At 50.9% G+C, this 18381-nt stretch carries 15 protein-coding genes and 1 tRNA gene; 10 read left to right on the top strand and 6 right to left on the bottom strand.

Features of this window, described 5'->3' with window-relative positions; genetic code table 11:
• Positions 1-174: 174 nt before the first annotated feature.
• The 6 genes from FFV09_RS23640 (at position 175) to FFV09_RS02210 (ending at position 6758) form a co-directional block, all read left to right on the top strand.
• Entirely contained in the window at positions 175-348 is a 174-nt protein-coding gene (locus FFV09_RS23640; protein ID WP_170314905.1) for a hypothetical protein, read from the top strand.
• Positions 349-350: 2 nt separating this feature from the next.
• Positions 351-761, top strand: a complete 411-nt coding sequence (locus FFV09_RS02230) for a hypothetical protein (protein ID WP_141446172.1) — start codon at positions 351-353, stop codon at positions 759-761.
• Positions 762-828: 67 nt separating this feature from the next.
• Positions 829-2436, top strand: a complete 1608-nt coding sequence (locus FFV09_RS02225; protein WP_141446171.1) for a terminase large subunit domain-containing protein — start codon at positions 829-831, stop codon at positions 2434-2436.
• A gap of 17 nt (positions 2437-2453) precedes the next feature.
• Positions 2454-3824, top strand: coding sequence for a phage portal protein (locus tag FFV09_RS02220; protein ID WP_141446170.1), 1371 nt, complete (start codon positions 2454-2456; stop codon positions 3822-3824).
• A 622-nt stretch (positions 3825-4446) separates the two neighbouring features.
• Positions 4447-4797, top strand: a complete 351-nt coding sequence (locus FFV09_RS02215; protein ID WP_141446169.1) for a hypothetical protein — start codon at positions 4447-4449, stop codon at positions 4795-4797.
• A 161-nt stretch (positions 4798-4958) separates the two neighbouring features.
• Positions 4959-6758, top strand: a complete 1800-nt coding sequence (locus FFV09_RS02210; RefSeq protein ID WP_212635457.1) for an Ig-like domain-containing protein — start codon at positions 4959-4961, stop codon at positions 6756-6758.
• Between the two features lie 171 nt (positions 6759-6929).
• On the opposite strand, the gene FFV09_RS02205 is transcribed toward FFV09_RS02210, so the two are convergent.
• The 3 genes from FFV09_RS02205 to FFV09_RS02195 form a co-directional block, all read right to left on the bottom strand.
• The gene (locus FFV09_RS02205) at positions 6930-7853 is read right to left on the bottom strand and encodes a tyrosine-type recombinase/integrase (protein WP_141446168.1); all 924 of its coding nucleotides are present in this window, start codon (positions 7851-7853) and stop codon (positions 6930-6932) included.
• Positions 7854-7978: 125 nt separating this feature from the next.
• A tRNA-Val gene (locus tag FFV09_RS02200) sits at positions 7979-8050 on the bottom strand.
• A gap of 92 nt (positions 8051-8142) precedes the next feature.
• Positions 8143-9051 (bottom strand): helix-turn-helix domain-containing protein, encoded by a 909-nt coding sequence (locus FFV09_RS02195; RefSeq protein WP_141446167.1) that lies wholly within the window; start codon positions 9049-9051, stop codon positions 8143-8145.
• Positions 9052-9211: 160 nt separating this feature from the next.
• On the opposite strand from FFV09_RS02195, the gene FFV09_RS02190 reads away from it, so the two are divergent.
• Together FFV09_RS02190 and FFV09_RS02185 are read left to right on the top strand one after the other, a co-directional pair.
• Positions 9212-11560, top strand: coding sequence for a glycoside hydrolase family 3 C-terminal domain-containing protein (locus tag FFV09_RS02190; RefSeq protein ID WP_141446166.1), 2349 nt, complete (start codon positions 9212-9214; stop codon positions 11558-11560).
• 145 nt (positions 11561-11705) lie between these two features.
• The gene (locus FFV09_RS02185) at positions 11706-11975 is read left to right on the top strand and encodes a hypothetical protein (RefSeq protein ID WP_141446165.1); all 270 of its coding nucleotides are present in this window, start codon (positions 11706-11708) and stop codon (positions 11973-11975) included.
• Between the two features lie 90 nt (positions 11976-12065).
• On the opposite strand, the gene FFV09_RS02180 is transcribed toward FFV09_RS02185, so the two are convergent.
• The 3 genes from FFV09_RS02180 to hxlA form a co-directional block, all read right to left on the bottom strand.
• Positions 12066-12770, bottom strand: a complete 705-nt coding sequence (locus FFV09_RS02180; RefSeq protein ID WP_170314904.1) for a Na-translocating system protein MpsC family protein — start codon at positions 12768-12770, stop codon at positions 12066-12068.
• Positions 12771-13000: 230 nt separating this feature from the next.
• Positions 13001-13582 (bottom strand): 6-phospho-3-hexuloisomerase, encoded by a 582-nt coding sequence (gene hxlB / locus FFV09_RS02175; protein ID WP_141446163.1) that lies wholly within the window; start codon positions 13580-13582, stop codon positions 13001-13003.
• Positions 13583-13586: 4 nt separating this feature from the next.
• Positions 13587-14234 carry a 3-hexulose-6-phosphate synthase gene (gene hxlA / locus FFV09_RS02170; RefSeq protein WP_141446162.1) on the bottom strand — a complete coding sequence of 216 codons (648 nt, stop codon included), beginning with the start codon at positions 14232-14234 and terminating at the stop codon, positions 13587-13589.
• 299 nt (positions 14235-14533) lie between these two features.
• Here hxlA and FFV09_RS02165 point away from each other — a divergent pair, with 299 nt between their 5' ends.
• Together FFV09_RS02165 and FFV09_RS02160 are read left to right on the top strand one after the other, a co-directional pair.
• Positions 14534-14908, top strand: a complete 375-nt coding sequence (locus FFV09_RS02165) for a winged helix-turn-helix transcriptional regulator (RefSeq protein ID WP_141446161.1) — start codon at positions 14534-14536, stop codon at positions 14906-14908.
• 227 nt (positions 14909-15135) lie between these two features.
• The gene (locus FFV09_RS02160) at positions 15136-18381 is read left to right on the top strand and encodes a bifunctional cytochrome P450/NADPH--P450 reductase (protein ID WP_141446160.1); all 3246 of its coding nucleotides are present in this window, start codon (positions 15136-15138) and stop codon (positions 18379-18381) included.

Below are 18381 nucleotides of genomic sequence, written 5' to 3'. Positions count from 1 at the left end.
TGTATTTAAAAGTACAACCCAAGTGCCTACCGCGATTTTCTTTCAGAAAATCTTTGGTCGATCATTTTATTTCGCAAAACCGGCTCCATAAAATGATCGTAAGTTTGATGCTCTTTTATCCTTAAAATAACTCTAATCAATAAATACTCTAAACAATTAAAGGGGAAATATAAAATGATTAATCCTATCCATACAGTTAAAGCAGATCAGGCATATCACAACTCAGGAAACAAAACGATTCAACGTGTATTCGGCACAAAAAGGGTTATCATGTTAGTTGCAGCAGGCATGATTACTATTTATTATCCAGTTGCCATAATCGTTCAACTTGTTACAGGAGTTAACTAAGGATGAATATGAACTATGATCTTAATCAAATGTTGAAGAAGCTTCCCTACAAAAAACAGTTATATATTAAGTACAAATTTGATCTCTGGTTTGGGAATCAAGGTGTTCATAGTGAAGAAGATTTCTTGCGGCTGGTTGATCTTAAAACAATGAATACGTTTCAGCGTTATGAAAAAACAGACGAGTTTCGACATATTGTTTCAATGATTCTTGCAAGTAGACAGGCGAACGATTTACTTGAAATTTACGATAAGGTTAAAACGAAGGTAGCTAATAAGAATCCCGATAACAAGGATATTGAAATGCTGTTAAAGCTTCATAAAGAAATCACTTTCCACAACAACGAAGCTAAGAGGTATTTCAGTAAAGCAAGTAAAGGCCAAGAAGAGGTATCAGACGGGTTAGAAATCTAATATCAAGGCAGGTTTAAAGGCGCTCCCACTACGGAGTGTCTTTTTTGTCGTGAAGAAAGGAGAAAATATGAGTATAGCAGCACGTAAAGGAAAACTCAGTACGAAAGAAAAATTCAATTTGATCATGGACGACTTTCAGTTGTTCGCTAGAAATTTCATCAAGATTATCGACAATAACAGTCAAGTTATTCCGTTTGTGATGAATGATGAGCAATCCGATTTTATAGGAAAAATGCAAAAGTTCAATATCATTTTAAAGAGTCGCCAAATTGGATTCTCAACCATGAGTTTAGGATACTGCTTATTTAATGCAGTAAAGTACCCAAATACAAGATACATGATTGTCAGTTTATCTAATGAATCCGTATCAGGATTGTTCAATACATTGAAATTCATGAATGATAACTTACCACGTGATAAATTCTCATTCCCTAATACAGTTAGAGATAACCGAGGAGAATTGGTTTTAAACAATGGCTCACGGATTCAAGTAGCATCGGCAGAAGGTAAATCTTCCGGAATTGGGCGAGGTCAAACTTTTAATTACATCCTTTTGTCAGAGTATGCTTTCTATCCCGGCGATCAATCTAAGATTTTGGTGTCACTGGAACAAGCGTTAGCGAAGAATGACAAGAGTAAATTGGTTATTGAAACTACTGCTAATGGAGCAGCCAACTTTTACTATGATCTATTTCAACGTTCATGGAAAGGGAAGACCAACTATAACGCAACATTCTACGGATGGATTTCATCAGCTCATAGAAAGCAATTCAAGTATGAAATTGACCTAGCTGAAGAGTGGTATAGAGCCAAGAATAAAGGCCAGCGGCTACATGAAAGTGATTTAAGCAAGATCCAGCAGAAGTTGTTCGAAGATGGAGCAACACTTGGTCAATTAATGTGGCGAGAATGGAAGCTTTCGGGTATGGCAGATTCGGATTTCCAACAGGAATTCCCCTCTAATCCCACAGAAGCGTTCAAGACCAGCGGACAAAATGTATTCGATCAAGCCAAGATTCTTGAGCGTTTGGAATATATCCCTGAACCGCTTGATAAGTTTGAACTTCAGTCCGAATTGCCTGAACTACTTTACTCCTTATTGGATAAGGGTTTGTCTATCTACCACTTGTGCAAACATAATCAAAGGTATTATGGCGGAGTCGATGTAAGTTCAGGTTCAGGAAACGATTTTCAAGCGTTATCAATTATGAATGTAGACGGTGAACAAGTCGCTACGTTTAGCAATAACAAAGTGTCTGTTTATAAATTTGCTGAAATTATAGATGCAATAGGGAGATACTTTAATTATGCGTTAATGGCTGTAGAAAGAAACGGATATGGATTGCCAACCATTGAACGTTTACGTAATGATTATGAGTATATGAATCTTTATAAACATAGAACTTTCGATAAGAAAGGTAACAAGCGTCTTGAACTTGGCTGGCTTACGACGGATAAGACAAAAGCTATTATGATAAGTGACTTTAAAGAAGCATTTGAAAAACGATTTCTTCTCATTAACGACAAAGAGACGTTAAGTGAAATGATGATCTTTGTGGAGCAGAACGGTAAAACGGGGAATAAAAAGGGCAGCAATAACCATGATGACAATGTTATCGCGGCTTGTTTGAGTTGGCAAAGTATCAAAAGTAATAAGTGGTATGTAGACAATTAATAAAGGAGTGTCGAGGGATGAACCCATTAAAACCGATTATTGGCCTTGAAACGGCTGTAAATCCTATAGATTCATTTATACAAGAATACGGCTACGGCAAAGATTGGTTTGTCGAGTATTGCGGAGATTATCAGCAGCAAAACCGAGTTATGGATATCGTAAATAAAAAACTATATCTTGCAGGGGAACATGCTATTTTGAACAAGCGATTTACAACACTGGATAAGGATATTCATATTCCAAACAAGATTGTACTTCAATATGCCAAGCAGCTTCTTACCTACGCGACAAGCTTTCTAATTGGGAATAAGATTACTCTGAGCGGGAATGAACGAGTTGTAGAAGAGTTTAGGAAGATTTATAAAACAAGCGATTATGATAAAAAGGATTTCGATTTGGTTCATAACGTGAACAAATTTGGGAATGCTTATGAATACGTATGGATTAAGCCAGGACAAGCCCGTAAGATTTCCAGTAAAATTATTGATCCAGCAGATAGCTTCCCTGTTTATGGCCATGAGGGAGAATACGTTGCATTTGTTGAACATTATGTATCTGGGAATGTCTCTTACTACAATGTGTACTATCCTGATCGAGTCCAAAAGTATTCAAATGCTGGCGGTAGCTTAATGTTGAAGAATACTTTCAGTAATCTATCTGGATTACCCGTTGTTTATCGTAACGATAACCCGCTGGATAGTCGTTATGGGAGAAGTGATCTTGAAGATTACATGACGATTCTGGATTCATTGGAACTTCTACTTACTAAGTCAGTGATTAGCTATTATAGCTTCATTAGCGGAATTCCAGTGATTACAGGACAGCGGTTATTTGATAAAAAAGCGTATAAAGATGCAGAGGGACTAGATCGTAATGTTGTAGGGGAAGGATTACAGCTTGATAGTGATAGTACATTCAAGTTTGAAAGCAATGAGATTAGCCATGAAGCATTTGAGAAGCTATATAAGACATTAATGACTAGTTTACTTGATGTTGCTTCCGTACCGGCTGTAGCGATGGGTAAGGCAGATGTGAGCAACCTTTCAGAAATCTCAATTAAGCTTATGTATTCGATGGCTTCAATTCGTGCTAGAGTGACTGAGAAGTACATTAAGGAGTCCATGAGAGTACGATTCGATAAGATTAGAACATTGCTTGAATATAAAGGAATTACATTTAGCGATGAGGAATATGAGAGTTTGGATATTACATTTACACATTCTATCCCTCAATCAGAAACAGACATCATTTCTAATCTGAAGACACTTAGAGAAATGGGAGCAATGAGTATTGAGAGCGTGGTTACAAACAGTCCATATACGAGTGATACTAATTCTGAGTTACAGAAGTTGCAGAGTGAAATTAAACAAGACACGAATAATGTGTAAAGGTTATTTACTTGACAGATGTTGATAGAGCATTAACGGCCCAGCGGAGTAATATATACAGCATTGTTAAATAAGAATATGTGAAGAAAAGAACTATATTTTCTCACGCGCTCCTTTACCTATTAGTATCTGGTACTAATCCGAATCCTATTTTAACTAACAGTTACAATCTTCATGAAAAAATGAGTTTTTTTGCATTGTTGAATTTTTAAAAAAATGCGGAATTTCAGCATTTCATGATTTAGTTTCGAACAATTAAATTCCATGAAACTTTTCTTTCATATAGATTGATCCGCTTATGTAATGATGTAGAATAGTGCAAATCACACGATAAATACGGACAAATGAGCTGTAATCTGGTGTATAAGCTATCTTATGTACCAGATTGATGATTCAAGCCGCTTCTTATCCATTAATTGGATATTTTTAGACCACTAACTCTTGTAGATAGTGGTCTATTTCTATTCTTATTCTAAGTTTTATGTATGATCCGAACTAAATTGTATTCTTTGGATGCAAATCGTAAAGCGGAATAGCGATACCCCAAATCGATTTTTTGGCCTTTCAGCATATTGCCTCACACATAATCATAAATTTTAGAAAATAGAAAAGGGGTGACCTTATGAATAATCTATCTCGTTTAAAAATGGAAACGCCTAATCTATCTATTACAGATGACCAACTATCCATTTATCTTTTGGAAAACTCAATTATTCCCGAAGCGGATTACCTTCCAACAGATAAGCTTAATCAAATCGCTATCTATTCGTGTGCATTATCTGTACTGGAATCTATCGCAAATGACCCGCAACTTATGAAATCATATCGTACTGATGACCTTACCGTTTCAGAATTTGCTGAGAATATTCAATCTCGCATTGATCAACTCACGACTAAGATTCGATCAATGAAAGCTGAACAAGTAAGATCCAGTCAACCACAAACAAATGTATTTTCCCTATTCAAAAATTAAGGAGTGATGTTTTATCTTAATGACTCTATTTCATACGATTCGTAACTATATCTTTCCTGTAAAAAGAGAAACCGTAGATACGTTGATTGAGGAAATCCATTTGATTTACAAAGAAATACAGCTTTTGAGAGAAGGCATAAACAGAAGAAAGGAGTGAACCTATGTTCAATTATTTTAATCTATCTGATACAAAGGATTACGAATATCTATTACGTTCAATCGGATCGGATGTAACGAAAAATGGTAATCCAATTAGAGCACTTATTACTCAAACGGAATTGGAACAAAACTATTCAGATTTCCGTATATCTTCGCTCAATGCTTTTAATCGCGGAGATATTATTGGATATGATGGTCAAAACTATATGGTTATTTCAGAAGAAGCAAATAAGCGATATAACAAATGGAAGGGTATTATTCGTTCTCTTCCACATTCAATCAATTTCAATATGAATTGTGAAGTGTTTAGAATTCCGTGTTTCATTACAAGCGAAGATTTTAGAGTTGTGTCAGGAAGTGTTATTGCTCAGGCAGCGGGAGTCATTAAACTTCATTTTCCTAACAATGAATTATCCAAGCAGATCACTATTGATACTCGTTTTATTCGTTTGAGACAAGCATTTAAGGTTACGGGCATTGATCCTTATTCTCGTCCCGGAATGATTATTATTTCAGCCGAGAAGGATTCGATTAGCGTTGAAACGGACGACCTGGCTAATGAAATATCTTATACTTCAGGCAATACGAATTGTACGTTTAAGATCACCAATACAAAGCCGATTAGCATATTAAAAGGTAACACGATACAGATTACAACAAGTCCTACCGTATCTACGCGAGTATTTGAATCTTCTGATCCCTCTATTGCTACAGTATCGAGTTCAGGACTTATCACAGCACTTGCAGAGGGTAATGTAACCGTTACGGCTTATCGCTCTACAAACTCTTTCTTTAAAGATACGATTCAAGTCGCGGTCGCTCTACCTGATATGTATTCTCTATCCGTTGATAGTCCTAAAACCATTTTAGATTATATGGAATCCGTTACTGTAACGAATACAGTATCCAATAATGGCCGTCCTGTTGACGATGCTGCTGTTACTTATGATTTATTGTATTCTGACCGTATAACGCTTGTTCCAGACACAGTAGCGGCGCTAGGCAATATTACAAATCGTTCTGTAACGATTCAGAATAGAAATAATGAAGGTCAAATGAAGGATATTGTGTTAAGGGTTACTCTTGTAAGCGATTCGACTCAAATTCAATATGTTCCGTTTAATCTGGCTTATTACATTGCACCAAACTACTCCGTTGTTATCTTTACAGGGCATCAGCCGCCTAATGAAGTTGAATTTGGTGACAATGTATTCTTGGGTCGCGTTGTCTACAATAATGGAATTCAAGATGATACGAAGCGAGTAACTTGGTCACTCGTTGGGATAGATAAGATTTCTGATGTTCCAGAAAACATTGCTAAGATTACGTTTGAAGATTCTTTTAACCAAGTATATGTAAATAACTATAATGAAACGGGAACCGATACAACTATCTACGTCAAAGTTACTCTTGATGGATTCCCAGAAGTTACAGATTACTATATGCTTAACATCAAATCTAAAGTGATCGTTATCACAAAGTCGGTTGATATCGGTCGTGCAGATGGGGCTGCTATGTTGTCGAATACATTTAACGGCACGTCTACTGACGATACAATTAACTATCAGAAAACGATTAATTATCGTTCAAATGCTATTCCAGCCAATGAAGCGGTAACGTGGACGTTGACTAACTTCACAGGAGGATCACCGGCTACAGGAAACTCTATTACAGTTCAAGATGGATTCACTTGTACAGTTAGAGCGGGTAATGCAGCAGCAGGAATTAAACTCACGGCTAAAATGGTATCTGATCCAACAGTTATAGATTCTATTTTAATCCGCGTTAAGAGTTTGCTTTAATCAGACCCTCTAACGTCGATTCTTAGGTCATATTTCATTCTAATTAGAATATCAATCAGATGTTAGATGAATAAGAGGTAGTAAGTATACCCTTGATTCTCTAACGTCTGATTTCATTGTAATTAGAATAGAGACAGGCGTAAGCCCGTCTCTACAAATGACTCTATTATTTTATATATCCAGATTATTGAGCGGATTGAACTTTTCATTCTGTTCTGCAAGTGCCGTTCCCCATAATGCAAAGTATCTGAGTGTCATAGATACGTTGGAGTGTCTTAGTATCTTTTGCACTGTACCAATATCACAACCAGCCATAATCATTCTATGTGCTGCTGTATGACGGAAGGTGTGAGCAGAGAGACGAACGTTCTTGAAGTTCATTTGCTCTTTCAAATGTTTAAATAGCATCTTCAAAGCATTGTCCGTAATCTGTTTACCTTCTCGATCAGTGAACACATATTCAGGCATGACGGCAAAGTTAGTTTCTACAAACAACTTGTATTCAAGAAACTCTTTTTTTAATTTATCTGCCATAGGAAGAGAAGAAGCAGTACGTTTCTTTCCTGTTACGGTAATGACCTGATCTCTAAGATTTACATCACTCCAACGAAGATTGACTGTTTCTCCTAAACGGCAAGCAGAGGAGAGGAGAAAGATAATCAAGAAGTAACCGCGATATGCGTGAAATGTCTTATCCCGATATTTCAAGCGTTGGAAGTAGTTAAGCATTTGCTTAATCTGAGCATCGGTAAATACTTCAATCTTCACTTCTTCTTGAGCAAAGCCAATTCGTTTTGTAGGATTCGTTTTCTGAGTGAAAATCTCCATCTCTTTCTCGAAATAGTTAAAAAAGATTTTCAAGGTGTGGAGTTTGGAATTAACCGTAGTGGGATTGTTCTTTTTCTCTTTGCCGCAATAAACCAAGTAACTTTTAACGAGGGATTGCGTGCAGTCCTCAAGGTTCAGAACCTCATGCTTAATCGCATACTCATGAAACTCGTTCAACGTCATGAAGTAGGAAGAGAGAGTACGAGGGGAGACATTTCGATATTCCCGATCTGACTTGAATTCCGCCAAAGCAAACTTTAAAAGCATAAAAAATAACCACCGTCCTATAGTTTTTTCAAACTACAAGATAGTGGTTATCTTTTTTGAAATCGTGTCTGAGGTTGACCACTAATCAAGTGATTACCTCTAAACCCTTACCGTTACTGCTCGTATAGGACGGATGGGGATCGAACCCATGACCCCTACCCTGTCAAGATAGTGCTCTCCCGCTGAGCTACCGTCCTTCATGTGGGTCGTTCAAGTTATTTTCTCTTGCCGAAAAGAAAGATCATATCATGAAACCTAGAAGTATAGCAAGCGATTTTACAAAAAAACTTTAATTTTTTTTCGGAACGCGTTTGCGGTACGTGCCGGGGGTGACGCCGACCCACGTTTTGAATACCTGCGTGAAGTGGCTTTGATCGCTCCAGCGCAGCAGCGCGCAGATCTCGGACAGCGTGTGTTCGCCGATTTCCAGCAGCCGTTTGGCTTCTTCGACTTTTTCTCGGCGGACGTAGGCGGAGAGGGAGAGTCCGGTTTCTTTTTTGCACAGCCGCGACAGGTAAGCCGGGTTCAGCCGCATGGCCTGCCCGAGCCGCTCCAGCGACAATTCTTCATACAGGTGATTGAACACGTACAGCCGGCACGCTGCGAACGTGCCGCTGCCGGTGTGCTCGCGCGCCTGCCGCACGCGGTCCGTGAATTCGCGGATCGCGGACGTCGACAGGAGATCGACTTCTTCGGGCGTGTGGGCTTCTTCGACGCGCTGGATCAGCAGGTCGCTCAGCGTAAACGCGACTTCCGCGTACAGCCCGCCTTCGATCGCGGCCCGCGTGTACAGCGTGATGCCGCAGATCGTCAGGTTTTTGCGGTGGCGCAGCAGGCTGCTGCGGGACAGAATGCCGAAGTCCTGCCTGAGGTTCCAGTCGGCGAGCAGCTGCTCCAGTTCCTCGCGGCGGCCTTCCCGCACGAGCTGAAGCATCTTGCGCTCGGTCGCCAGATCGTGGTGCAGCCGCTCGTTCTGCCGGCTCAGCGCCAGGCTGCGCAGCAGTTCGCGGTCGTCCGCGTAATCCGGCACGTACGCCGCTTGTTCGCCCGGCTGCTGCGCTCCGCCCGCGGCTTGTTCGCCCGGCTGCTGCGCTCCGCCCGCGGCTTGTTCGCCCGGCTGCTCCGCTGCGCCCGCCGCTTGCCCTGCGCCCGCCGCCTTCGCCGCCATGCCTTTACGTGCCCGTGCCGTCTTTTCCATCCGCCGCGCTCCTGTCCGTGTTCTTTTCCCTATTGTAACGAACCGGTACGAAATCTACAAAAAAGGTCTGTTTTCTCATAGAATCTCACTATGTAAACGCTCTACAATGGACGAGAAGAGATCTTTTTACAGCATTGCCCATACGGAGAGGAGCACCAACATGACTCAATCAAGCCAACCTTCCGGTACGCCGGATATCCAACATCTTATTTCGCAAATGACGCTGGAAGAGAAAGCAAGCCTCTGTTCCGGCAAAGACTTTTGGCATACGCAGGGCATTGAACGCCTCGGCATTCCGTCCGTGATGGTGACCGACGGTCCGCACGGACTGCGCAAGCAGGCGGAAGGCGCGGATCATCTGGGACTGCACGACAGCGTGCCCGCGACCTGTTTCCCGTCGGCGGCGGGCATCGCGTCTTCGTGGGACCGCGACCTCATTCAGGGCATGGGCGAGGCGCTCGGCGAAGAATGCCAGGCGGAGAACGTGGCCGTGCTGCTCGGACCGGGGGCGAATATCAAGCGCTCGCCGCTGTGCGGCCGGAATTTCGAATATTTCTCGGAAGATCCGTATTTGTCGTCGGAGATCGCGGCCAGCCATATCCGGGGCGTACAGAGCCGGGGCGTCGGCACGTCGCTGAAGCATTTTGCCGTCAACAACCAGGAGCATCGCCGCATGTCGGTCGATGCCGTGGTGGACGAGCGCACGCTGCGTGAGATTTATCTGGCGAGCTTCGAAGGAGCGGTCAAAAAAGGACAGCCGTGGACGGTCATGAGCTCGTACAACCGGGTGAACGGCACGTATGCTTCGGAACACGAGGAACTGCTCAGTGGAATCCTCAAGGAAGAATGGGGACTGGAAGGCTTCGTCATGTCCGACTGGGGAGCGGTCAACGAGCGGGCAGCCGGTCTTGCGGCCGGACTGGAACTGGAAATGCCGTCAAGCGGCGGGATCGGCGCGAAGAAGATCGTGGATGCGATTCAGGACGGCTCGCTGCCGGAACACAAGCTGGACGCGGCGGTCGGGCGCATCCTGCGCGTCGTGCTGCGCGCCGCGGCGGAGAAAGTGGAGAACGCTTCGTACGATCGGGACGAACACCACGCGCTCGCCCGCAAAATCGCCCGCGAAAGCATGGTCCTGCTCAAGAACGAAGCCGGCATCCTGCCGCTGAAGCGGTCCGGCCGCATCGCGGTCATCGGCGAGCTCTCCAAACGTCCGCGCTATCAGGGCGGCGGCAGTTCGCATATCATTCCGACGCAGCTGGGCCGGATCTATGACGAGTTCGTCAAGGAAGCGGGCGAAGCGCAGGTGAATTACGCTCGCGGCTACAGCCTCAAACAAGACGATACGGACGAAGCGCTGATCGCGGAAGCCGTCAAGGCTGCGGGCGAAGCGGACGTCGCGGTGCTGTTCGCCGGGCTGCCGGACGCGTACGAGTCGGAAGGTTACGACCGTACCCACCTTCGTCTGCCGGAGAACCAACTGCGGCTGATCGAGGAACTGTCGCAAATCCAGCCTAATCTGGTCGTCGTGCTCAGCAACGGTTCGCCGGTCGAAATGCCGTGGCTTGGCGGGGTCAAAGGGCTGCTGGAAGCGTATCTCGGCGGGCAGGCGCTGGGCGGAGCGATCGCGGATCTGCTGTTCGGCACAGTCAGCCCATCGGGCAAACTGGCCGAGACGTTCCCGGTACGTCTGGAAGACACGCCGGCGTTCCTGAACTTTCCGGGCACCGGCGACCGCGTGGAGTACCGGGAAGGGCTGTACGTCGGCTACCGGTATTACGACAAGAAGGCGATCGAGCCGCTGTTCCCGTTCGGCTTCGGTCTGTCGTATACGACGTTCGACTATTCCGATCTGCGGGTGAGTTCGGCGCAGGCGTCGGCCGATCAGGGTGTCGAAGTGAGCGTGAACGTGACCAATACGGGCAGCGTCTCGGGCAAGGAAGTGGTGCAGCTGTACGTGCGCGATGTCGAGAGTACGGTGGACCGGCCGGAACGCGAATTGAAAGGGTTTGGAAAAGTAGAGCTCCAGCCGGGCGAGACGGCGACCGTATCGTTTGTGCTCGACCGCAGAGCGTTCGCCTACTACGACGTGGAAGCGGCGGATTGGCGCGTCGAGAGCGGCGTGTTCGAGCTTGGCGTCGGATCTTCTTCGCGCGACATCAAGCAGACGGTCGAAGTCGACATCGAAGGCGATGCGCCGATCATGGAGCCGGTCCATCGCAATTCGCTGATCGGCGACCTGATGCGGCCGGGCCGACTGACGCCGGACCAAAAAGCGCTGCTGGACGATTTCCTGCAGGGCGGGCTGTTCACGCCGCCGGCGGAAGAGGCGGCCGATACGCCGGCCAATGAAGAAGGGTCTTCTTCCGAGGACGAAGACGAGCACGGCAGCGCGGACATGATGGCCGCCGTCGGCCGCTATCTGCCGCTTCGAGCGGCGGTCGGCTTCGCGGGCGACCCGGACGGCGAGCACAAGCTGAACGAGCTGCTGGAGCGGATCAACCGCTGATGCCGCGGTCGAGCCGCGGGTAATTTGGGCCGGGGACGCGTGCGGCTGAGAGAAGATGGCCCGAATCGTGTAATAGAGAGTGAGGGCTTTCGTTGGGAGCGCGAGCGATGAGCCCCGCGATCCACACACGAAGGAGGAGAAGTCTTTGGAACGCATGGGACAATTCAACCGCCGCCGCGGTCTTCGGCGCGAAGTGTTGGGCAGGCTGTACGACAGTTGGTTCGAGTTGGCCGGCGAGCCGGTCATATTGACCGGGGACGAGATCAACGGCGAGATCGAGCGCAAGCTCGCGTACCGTTATCTGGCGGAGAAAGGGCTGCTGCGCATGAGTCCCGTCGGCGACGGCAGCTTCGAAGTCTCGATTACCGTGCAGGGCATCGACCGGATCGAAATGACGACGGGCGAGAACGAATAGCCGGTCGGACAACGCGCAGGATGCAGGGCATGCCAAAGAACCGGAGTTTTCCATCCGGTTCTTTTTCGTATGGACGGAAACAGGCGGGAGTTAATGCGGTGCGATCGTTTGCGCGCTGCCGAACACGTAGACGAGCACGCTGCGGTCATGGGGGAAGACCCAATCGAGATAGACGCCTTTGAGGCTGCGGTTGGCGGTTCCGCCAAAAGGGGGTTCTTCGCAGAAGCGCTTTTTTTCCACTTTGCGTTTGGACATCCGCAGCACTTCGCAGTGTCCGTCTTCGATCAGCGCCCGTTCCACCTCGGTCATCGTGCCGTCCCGAATCAGGATAAGCATGCGCTGTTCCAGCCAGAACGAATAGATTTTCTCGGGAAAACGCTGTACGTCGTATGTAAGGGCGGCGATATGGCGATGAATTTTGTTTTGATCGGGATAAGGCACGTTTTCGCGCAAAAAGGCCGGTTCGGCAAGCAGCATGAAGATCAGGCAGGACAGGTCTTCGTCGTTCCAGTCGTAGCCTTTGGTCTCGATTTTGAGGCCGCAGTCGTCCTGAACGTAGCGGCACAGTTCGGGCATCAGGTAGCCGACCATCAACTCCCGCATCGATTGCAGCGCGCCGTGCGATTCTTCGAGAATCATCGATTCGACGAGCGGTTGAAGAAATCGTTCGGCGCAGATGATGATGCAGCTGTCGTTCAGAGTCACGTTCACGCGGGCGGGCGAGATGCCGAAATGTTCGGCAAATAGGGAAAGTGTTTTGTAACGAATGGTATCGGAAGTCGTGTAATTGGACATGGGAAGCCGGCTCCTTCTAAAGTTTGACATCGGGTGGGAGGATTGGAAGAACGAAGGGGAGATAGCAGGTAATTTTGTCTACTTTAAAATAAACCTAATTGAAGAATTGAAATCGCTTGAAGCCGCAGCAAATAAAATAAAGAAGGTCAAATCCACTTATTTTTAGAAAAACGCCACAAAAAACCGACATTTTCCTAAGGAATGTCGGTTTAATTAGTTATAAATACAATTTATTCCAGGTTGGCGTGCTTGCCGTACATACGGTCCGTGTCGAGTCCGCGCCGCTGCATCAGCCGCAGCACGGACGCGTCGCAGAACAGCAGCAGCGTCTGCTCGAACAGCGAACCCATCGGCTGGATCGTCGCGTAGTCGTCGTTCTCGCGCGACTTGGACGCGCCCGGCAGGCGCACGACCATCGTCGCAAGCTTCGCAAGCGTCGAGTCGGGCTTGAGCGTGAGCACCGCGACGTCGGCGCCGAGTTCGCGCGCCTTCTCGGCCATCGGGACCAGCGTCCGGGTCTCGCCCGAACCGGAGCACATGACGAGCAGGTCGCCCGGGCCGATGCCCGGGGTCGTCGTCTCGCCGACCACATGGGCCTGGCTGCCCGCATGGACGAGACGCATCGCAAGCGCCTTGCCCATCAATCCGGAACGTCCGGCGCCGGCGGTGAATACGTTGGCCGCGCGATCGAGCGCTTCGGCGAACGATTCCGCCTGCGCCGGGTCGATGCCCCGCACCGATTCCGCGAGTTCCGCGGCGATCCGTGCGGCGAAGCCGGCTGTGCCCGTCGGTTCGGCAAGTGGGCCGCCCATCGACTTAGACCTGCGCGGCGGAGCCGGCTTCGATCAGGCGGCGCATTTCCGCAGCCGTACCCGCTTTGTCGTCCTGGCCGGCGATGCCGCCGCCGACGATGACCAGATCCGGCTGCGCTGCGATAACGCCCGGCAGTGTGTCGAGCTTGATGCCGCCGGCTACAGCCGTTTTGGCGTTTTTGACGACCGCTTTGATTTTTTGCAGGTCTTCAAACGGGCTTTGGCCTTCGGCCTGCAGATCGTAGCCGGTGTGTACGCAGATGTAATCGACGCCCAGTGCGTCAACTTGCGCCGCGCGCTCTGCCAGGTTCGGCACGTTGATCATGTCGATCAGGATTTGCGTGCCGTGCTTGCGGGCTTCTTCGACCGCGCCGCGGATCGTCGAATCGTTCGTCGCGCCGAGAATCGTTACGATGCTCGCGCCGGCTTCGGTCGCTTTCATGACTTCGTAGCCGCCGGCGTCCATAACCTTGAGGTCGGCCAGCACGTCAAGCTGCGGGAAAGCTTCCTTCAGCGCTTTGACGGCGTGCAAGCCTTCGTTGATGACGATCGGCGTGCCGATTTCTACGATATCGATATATTTTTGAACTTCCGTCACGATTTCGATCGCGCCCGGGATGTCGACCAGATCCAATGCCAATTGCAATTTCATATTCAAACACTCCTTAGTGGGTTGGGATGGGGTAAACCGATTCGGCGTGATGCCGGTAGACCCATTGTAAGCCCGGAACAGCCGCCGGCGGAAGAAGGCACTTTGAAGTGGGGAAGTTACGTGGAGGATACTATTGCGCCCCGCGCGGGTTTGCGATCATCCGGTATAGCGATCGGACGTACTTTCTTTGCGGGGAGGTACGTATCTAATGTATACTATTGGGAGCGGAGCGGGTTATATCGGACGTCCGCGAGACGTATAAGGTCCGCCAAGCACGGACGAAACGGAGGTCTTTGAAGATGGCAAGCGAAGTGAAAGAACGGATCGACCTGCAGGCGATCAACTGCGAGAAGGAATTGACGCTGGCCGTCATCGGCGGCAAATGGAAACTGATCATTTTGTGGCATCTCGGACTCGAAGGCACGAAGCGGTTCAGCGAATTGAAGAAGCTGATCCCGAATATCACCCAGAAGATGCTGACCAATCAACTGCGCGAACTGGAAGAAGACCTGCTCGTGCACCGCGAAGTGTACCGCGAAGTGCCGCCCAAAGTCGAATATTCGCTGACCGCCTACGGCGAGAGCCTGACCCCGGTCCTGCGCATGATGTACGATTGGGGCAAAAAGTACGGCGAAGAAGTTATCTGGAAAGACGCCGGCCAAAAAGCCGAATAAGCTCTTTTTTCCATAGCAAGGTTGACAGCAAGTGCAGCTCGGGAGAGCCCTTCCCGCTTTCCGGTCCGTTCGTACGGGTTCCGGTCTGCCGGGGGAGGGCTTTTTGCTCATTTTTGCGTCAAATCGTTTCAGCCGGGGCGGAATCGGGCAAGGGATACAGAAGAACAGAACCCGTTGCGAATTTTGGTCATTCAGTCATTTTGCTTTTTTAGAAAGGAGATCGACCCATGAATACGCCTCAAACGGTCATCCCGCAGCCCAAAACGTTCGGCCCGCTCGGCAATCTGCCGCTGGTCGACACGAAAGCCCCGGTTCAATCGCTCATGAAGCTGTCGGAGCAGCAGGGCCCGATATTCAGAATGGATCTGCCCGGACGCCCGGGCAATCTGTATATCTCCGGCCCGGACCTGGTAGCGGACGCCTGCGACGAATCCCGCTTCGAGAAAAACGTCTGGGCGCCGCTGCAAAACGTGCGCTCGTTTTCCGGTGACGGCCTGTTTACCAGCTGGACCGAAGAACCGAATTGGCGCAAAGCGCACAACATCCTTATGCCGAGCTTCAGCCAGAGGGCGATGATCGGCTATCACGACATGATGGTCGATATCGCCATGCAGCTCGTGCAGAAATGGGCGCGGCTGAATCCGGACGAATACGTCGACGTGCCCGAAGACATGACCCGGCTGACGCTCGACACGATCGGGCTGTGCGGCTTCCATTATCGCTTCAACAGCTTTTACCGGGAAGCGAACCATCCGTTCGTCGAAGCGATGACGCGCTCGCTGGACGAATCGATGAGCCAGCTTCAGCGCCTCGGCGTACAGAACAAGCTCATGCTCGGCAAAAAAGCGCAGATGCAGCGGGATATCGACTACATGTTCACGCTCGTCGACCGGATCGTCAAAGAGCGCCGCGAACGCGGCGACCGGGGCGAGAACGATCTGCTGAACAATATGCTGGGCGGGCAGGACCCGGATACGGGCGAGTCGCTGTCGGACGAAAATATCCGTTACCAGATCATCACGTTCCTGATCGCCGGCCACGAGACGACGAGCGGGCTGCTGTCGTTCGCGCTGTACTTCCTGCTGCATCATCCCGACAAGCTGCGCAAAGCGCAGGCGGAAGTCGACGGCATTCTGACCGACGCGGCGGCGCCGACGTACAAGCAGGTGCGGGAGATGAAATACATCCGCATGATCCTGAGCGAATCGCTGCGGCTGTGGCCGACGGCTCCCGCTTTTTCGCTGCGCGCCAAAGCGGACACGTCGCTCGCCGGACGTTATCCGATGGCCCGGGGCGAAGCGGTCAACGTGCTGATCCCGATGCTGCACCGGGACACGGACGCCTGGGGCGACGACGTCGAAGACTTCCGGCCGGAGCGGTTCGAAGATCCGTCCAAAGTTCCGACCGACGCGTACAAACCGTTCGGCAGCGGCCAGCGGGCTTGTATCGGCCAGCAGTTCGCCCTGCACGAAGCGACGCTCGTGCTCGGCACGCTGCTGCGCCATTTCGATATCGTCGACGGCGCGAATTACGAATTGAAGATCAAGGAGACGCTGACGCTCAAGCCGGACGGCTTCACGATGCAGGTGCGTCCGCGCGCGGGCGCCCCGATGGCGCCGTCGCCGTTCGCGCCAAGCGCCTCGGCAGGCGCCGCAAGCGCAGTCGCTTCCGCAAGCGCGGCAGGTTCCGCGAACGATCCGCAGGCCGGCGCGGCGAGCCTGCCCGAAGCGGAGCGGCACGGGACGCCGCTGACGGTGCTGTACGGTTCGAATCTCGGCACCGCCGAGGGCATCGCGCACGAACTGGCGGAAGAAGGCGAACGCCTCGGCTTCCGGGCGCAGGTGTCCAAGATGGACCGGGCCGCGGGGCATCTGCCGACGGAAGGGCTGCTGCTCGTCGTGACCGCTTCGTACAACGGCCGGCCGCCGTCCAATGCGGAGCAGTTCGTGAACTGGCTGGAGCAAGCCGGCAGCGGCGCGGCGCAGGGGCTGCATTACGCCGTGTTCGGCTGCGGCGACCGCAACTGGGCGAGCACGTATCAGCGCGTGCCGCGGCTGGTCGACGAAGCGCTTCGGCGGCTCGGCGGCACACGCGCGGCCGAGCGGGGCGAAGGCGACGCCGACGACGATTTCGAGCGGATGCTCGAGCAGTGGAAAACGGCGCTGTGGCCGTCCGTGCTGCGGGCGATGCGGCTCGAAGCTTCCGTGCCGGAAGAGACCGAAGCCGCGCCGGCCGGCATTGCCGTCGAGTTCCTCGACGAGGCCGCGCCGTCTTCGCCGCTTGCCGACGCGTACGGCGCGGTGCCGATGCGCATCGTGCGCAGCTTCGAGCTGCAAGCGCCGGCCGGCGGCCGGAGCACGCGGCATATCGAACTGGCAGTGCCGGTCGGCGCTTCCTATAAGGAAGGCGACCATCTCGGCGTGCTGCCGCGCAATCCGCGCAGCCTGGTCGACCGCGTGCTGGCGCGGTTCGGGCTGCAGGGCGACGCTTCGCTCCGTCTGGAGGGCCGCGGACGGGCCGCGGCGCATCTGCCGCTTGGCCGTCCGGTGCAGCTGCGCGAGCTGCTGAGCGGCAGCGTGGAACTGCAGGAGCCGGCTTCGCGCGCCCAGCTCAAGGAACTGGCGGAGCGGACCGTATGTCCGCCGCACCGGGTCGAGATCGAAGCGCTGATGCAGGGCGAAGAGACGTACAAGCGCGAAGTGCTGTTCAAGCGCCGGACGATGCTGGACATCCTCGACCAGTACCGGGCCTGCGAAATGGAATTCGAGCGGTTCCTGACGCTGCTTCCGCCGCTCAAGCCGCGCTATTATTCGATCTCCAGCTCGCCGAGAGCGAATAAGGACACGCTCAGCATCACGGTCGCGGTCGTGCGCGGCCCCGCGCGCGGCGGAACCGGCGAATATGCCGGCATCGCGTCGAATTATTTGGCCGGCCTGCCCGAAGGCGCCGAACCCGCGGCCTTTATCCGCGATCCGGGCAGCGGCTTCGCGCTGCCGGAAGATCCGGCCGTGCCGATCGTCATGGTCGGCCCGGGCACCGGGCTCGCTCCGTTCCGGGGCTTCCTGCAGGCGCGCCGCGCGCTGCGGGAACAAGGCGCGGTGCTTGGCGAAGCGCAGCTGTACTTCGGCTGCCGCAGCCCCGAGAGCGATTTCCTCTACCGGGACGAACTGGAAGCCTACGCCGCCGAAGGGCTGGTCCGGCTGCATACCGCGTTCTCCCGCGTCGAAGGCCAGCCGAAGACCTACGTGCAGCACCGCATGGCGGAGAACACGGACGAAGTCATTCGCCTGCTCGACCAGGGCGGCGTCTTCTACGTCTGCGGCGACGGCGTGCATATGGCGCCCGACGTCGAAGAGTCGCTGCGCCGCGCCTACCGCGACGTGCACGGCGCGGACGAAGCCGAATCGGTCCGCTGGCTGGACGGGCTGCAGGAAAGCGGCCGCTGCGTGAAGGACGTCTGGACAGGGATCTGA

The organism is Saccharibacillus brassicae (assembly GCF_006542275.1).
GTDB lineage: Bacteria > Bacillota > Bacilli > Paenibacillales > Paenibacillaceae > Saccharibacillus > Saccharibacillus brassicae.
The sequence above is the reverse complement of the archived record's forward strand: the minus strand, read 5'-3'. Positions and strand labels throughout refer to the sequence as shown.